The sequence below is a fragment of the Kluyvera ascorbata ATCC 33433 genome (genome assembly GCF_000735365.1).
In the GTDB taxonomy this organism is placed as follows: Bacteria; Pseudomonadota; Gammaproteobacteria; order Enterobacterales; family Enterobacteriaceae; genus Kluyvera; species Kluyvera ascorbata.
Window position 1 is genome coordinate 1 of the sequence record NZ_JMPL01000198.1, and the last position, 4,058, is coordinate 4,058.

The following is a 4,058-nucleotide window of genomic DNA, read 5'->3' on the forward strand; positions in this document are numbered from 1 at the left end:
TATGCGAACCCACGCCGAGCATTTGAGAAGGCAACGGGATGAACGCTGGCTGGATAGCCGTGGTTTTCTGGGTAGGCAGCCGAATCCATTTGTGGTCGAGGTTGGCATTGAGGCTGTAGCCCAAGGCGATGTTTGCGATGGAGGCACCGGGTTCAGAACACTCCTGAATGACCTGAGCCTTGAAAGATTTGCTGTAGGTACGGCGCTGAGGGCGCATGGAAAATCCGCTTGATGGGCCATGGCCTTCGGCGGCGGTGTCGGGAAGGTGTGCTGGCCGGACGGATACTGTTGAACTACGTTGTCTGGGGCAACGGAAGTGTTTCGGCCCGACTCTGGAACGCGATCCGCAGCGACGACTGGGCAATTCCGCACGTTAGCCTGAGCAGCCTCGGGGAAATCGTCGTCTGGGCGCGCCCAGACGAGTTTCCGCCAAGGAACATGCAGACGAGCAAGGGGCTGCGGGCACTCGGCTACAACGTGAGGATCGGTGTTTGATCGAGGCGCCAGTGGTACACGCAGGCTGACGAGCCAGGCGCTGTCCATTGCCTGATCAGACCGCCCCGCTGCGCCTTGCCTGAGCAGTTGACCTGCATCAATGGGGCGGGAGAACGCTGTACATTGACTCTTGAAGGCTGTCATGGTAAGCGTAATATCTTACAAAGTATTACAAGGATTTCCTTGGCCGGAACCGCAAAGCGACGCGATTGGAGAGGGTGAGATGAAAGCGCACCTACAGGGATGAAAGCGCACCTACAGGTGATTTTCACGCTCGATGAATTGGCTGCGTACTTGAAAGTCGGCAAGCGGACGCTTTATCGGCTCGCCGCGCACGGGGAAATTCCGGCTTTCAAGGTGGGCGGGACGTGGCGGTTTCCTCAAAGTGAAATCGATCAGTGGATCAATGATCAGACCCGAGCCGGAGCAAAGAAGGAGGTGATGCGCAAGCGTGAACAGCAGAAGTCATCCGAGCAGCCCGTGTCGCCTGGGCGCACTGCCCGTCACAGCAGGCAAAGGGCTTGAGTAACTCGTTTTCCAATTTTTCTGGAGGTATGACATGGACATCGATTTCAAGAAGTTGGCTCCCTGGAACTGGTTCAAGAACGAGCAGCAAGAGCAGCAGACCGTCTCTTCCCTGCCGGTGCAGCGCAATGACCTGCCAGCGGCGAGCGGGCCAGTCAGCCCGATCCTGCAACTGCATCGGGAAATCGACCGGCTGTTCGATGACGCATTCCGGGGCTTCGGTTTTCCGGCGTCGAACATGCCGCAGTGGCCATCCGATTGGTCGGGCATGCTGAAGCCGGCCCTGGACATCCAGGAAACCGACAAGCAGTACAAGATTGCCCTGGAAGTGCCCGGTGTCGAGGAGAAGGACATCCAGATCACTCTCGACAACGACGTGCTGATGGTGCGTGGCGAGAAGCGCCAGGAACAGGAGAAGAAGGAAGGTGGCTTCCACCGTGTGGAGCGCTCCTACGGCAGCTTTCAGCGTGCCTTGAACCTGCCTGACGACGCCAACCAGGATTCGATCAAGCATCGTTCAAGAACGGGGTGCTCACGGTCACGATCGACAAGCGCGAGGTCAGCGCGCCGAAGCAGGGACGCTCGATCCCGATCAACGGCTGACGTCGCCGGCTCGTTCGTCACAAGAAAAACCCGGCACGAGACGAGGAGTCGCGGTTCGCGATGCCTCGTCGCCTCAACCTTGTCAACCTTCTCAGGAGCATCAGCATGGCCAGAAAACAATGCCAGGTCTGCGGCCAACCCGCCACCGTGCGGGTGGAAGCCAATCTCAACGGTCGTCACAGCACCATGCTGTTGTGCGACGACCATTACCGGCAATTAGTGCGCCAGCAAAAGCGCACCGTTTCGCCGCTGGAAGCCTTGTTCGGCTCGCGCAGCGGCCTGTTCGAGGACTTCCTCGGCAGTGACTTCTTCCGCATCGGCGACGACGCGACGCCAGTTGCCGCCGATACCGATGACGTGGTCGATGCCTCGTTTGGCGAGCCCGCCGCCGCAGGTTCGGGTGCGCCGCGCCGTCGCGGCAGTGGGCTGGCCAGCCGCATCAGCGAACAGTCGGAAGCCTTGCTGCAGGAGGCCGCCAAACACGCTGCCGAATTTGGCCGCTCCGAGGTGGATACCGAACATCTGCTGCTGGCGCTGGCCGACAGCGACGTGGTCAAGACCATCCTGGGTCAGTTCAAGATCAAGGTCGATGACCTCAAGCGGCAGATCGAGTCTGAGGCCAAGCGCGGGGACAAGCCCTTCGAGGGCGAGATCGGCGTGTCGCCGCGCGTGAAGGATGCGCTCAGCCGCGCCTTCGTGGCCTCCAATGAACTCGGCCATTCTTATGTCGGTCCAGAGCATTTCCTGATCGGTCTGGCTGAGGAAGGCGAAGGGCTGGCCGCCAACCTGCTGCGCCGCTACGGCCTGACGCCGCAGGCGCTGCGCCAACAGGTCAGCAAGGTGGTCGGCAAGGGCGCCGAGGATGGCCGCGCTGAGACGCCGACCAACACGCCAGAACTCGACAAGTACTCGCGCGACCTGACCAAGATGGCGCGCGACGGCAAGCTCGACCCGGTGATCGGCCGCGCGCAGGAGATCGAAACCACCATCGAGGTGCTGGCCCGGCGCAAGAAGAACAACCCGGTGCTGATCGGCGAGCCGGGTGTGGGCAAGACCGCCATCGTCGAAGGGCTGGCGCAGCGCATGGTGGCGGGTGAAGTGCCCGAGACCTTGCGCGACAAGCGCCTGGTGGAACTCAACATCAACGCCATGGTGGCCGGCGCCAAATATCGCGGCGAGTTCGAGGAGCGCGTGCAGAAGGTGCTGAAGGAGGTGACCGAGCACCAGGGCGAGCTGATTTTGTTCATCGACGAGGTGCACACCATCGTCGGTGCCGGCCAGGGCGGTGGCGAAGGCGGGCTGGACGTGGCCAACGTGTTCAAACCGATGATGGCGCGCGGTGAACTCAACCTGATCGGCGCCACGACGCTGAACGAGTACCAGAAATACATCGAGAAGGATGCCGCACTGGAGCGGCGCTTCCAGCCGGTGACGGTACCCGAGCCGACGGTGGCCCAGGCCATCATGATTCTGCGCGGCCTGCGCGACACCTTCGAGGCGCACCACAAGGTCAGCATCTCCGAGGACGCGATCATCGCGGCGGCCGAGTTGTCCGACCGCTACATCACGGCGCGCTTCCTGCCGGACAAGGCGATCGACCTGCTCGACCAGGCGGCCGCGCGCGTGAAGCTGTCGGCCACGGCCCGGCCGGTGGCCGTGCAGGAGCTGGAGTCCGAACTGCACCAGCTGCGGCGTGAACAGGATTACGTGGCCGCGCGCAAGCAGTACGACCAGGCCGCCGAGCTCGGCAAGCGCATCGAAGCCAAGGAGGCCGAGCTCAAGAAGCTCGTCGAGGACTGGGAGCGGGAGCGGGCCTCCGGCAGTGCCGAGGTCAAGGCGGAACACGTGGCGCAGATCGTCTCGCGCCTGACCGGCATCCCGGTCAACGAGTTGACGGTGGAAGAGCGCGAAAAGCTGCTGCACTTGGAACAACGGCTGCACGAGCGCCTGGTGGGACAAGACGAGGCGGTCCGTGCCGTGGCCGATGCCGTGCGGCTGTCCCGCGCCGGCCTGCGTGAAGGCAGCAAACCGGTGGCTACCTTCCTGTTTCTGGGCCCGACCGGGGTGGGCAAGACCGAGCTCGCCAAGGCATTGGCCGAATCGATCTACGGCGATGAGCACGCCCTGTTGCGCATCGACATGTCGGAATATGGCGAACGCCATACCGTGGCGCGATTGGTGGGCGCGCCTCCGGGCTATGTCGGTTACGACGAAGGCGGTCAGCTCACCGAGAAGGTGCGGCGCAAGCCCTACAGCGTGCTGCTGCTCGACGAGATCGAGAAGGCACACCCTGACGTATACAACATCCTGCTGCAAGTGTTCGACGACGGTCGCCTCACCGACGGCAAGGGCCGGGTGGTGGATTTCACCAACACCATCATCATCGCCACGTCCAACCTGGGTTCGGACATCATCCAGCGACGGCTGAAGGCGCG

General features: G+C 62.4%; 4 protein-coding genes and 1 pseudogene. 4 read left to right on the top strand and 1 reads right to left on the bottom strand.

The window, feature by feature from the left end; all coding sequences use genetic code 11:
* Positions 1-217 (bottom strand): transposase (locus GKAS_RS25005; protein WP_035897770.1); only part of this gene is annotated, 217 nt, incomplete at its 3' end.
* A 14-nt stretch (positions 218-231) separates the two neighbouring features.
* On the opposite strand from GKAS_RS25005, the gene GKAS_RS25010 reads away from it, so the two are divergent.
* From GKAS_RS25010 to GKAS_RS22900, 4 genes and pseudogenes are all read left to right on the top strand, one after another.
* On the top strand, positions 232-495 hold the full coding sequence (locus GKAS_RS25010) for a hypothetical protein (RefSeq protein WP_004118208.1): 264 nt from the start codon (positions 232-234) through the stop codon (positions 493-495).
* Between the two features lie 243 nt (positions 496-738).
* On the top strand, positions 739-1,020 hold the full coding sequence (locus tag GKAS_RS22890; protein ID WP_013307885.1) for a helix-turn-helix domain-containing protein: 282 nt from the start codon (positions 739-741) through the stop codon (positions 1,018-1,020).
* A 34-nt stretch (positions 1,021-1,054) separates the two neighbouring features.
* Positions 1,055-1,623, top strand: a pseudogene (gene hsp20, locus GKAS_RS22895) (small heat shock protein sHSP20).
* Positions 1,624-1,728: 105 nt separating this feature from the next.
* On the top strand, positions 1,729-4,058 hold a 2,330-nt coding region (locus tag GKAS_RS22900), incomplete at its 3' end, for an ATP-dependent Clp protease ATP-binding subunit (protein WP_035897773.1).

Coding starts and splice junctions, on each gene's coding strand:
- GKAS_RS25010 (WP_004118208.1), top strand. CDS start 232: ATGGGCCATGGCCTTCGGCGGCGGTGTCGGGAAGGTGTGCTGGCCGGA.
- GKAS_RS22890 (WP_013307885.1), top strand. CDS start 739: ATGAAAGCGCACCTACAGGTGATTTTCACGCTCGATGAATTGGCTGCG.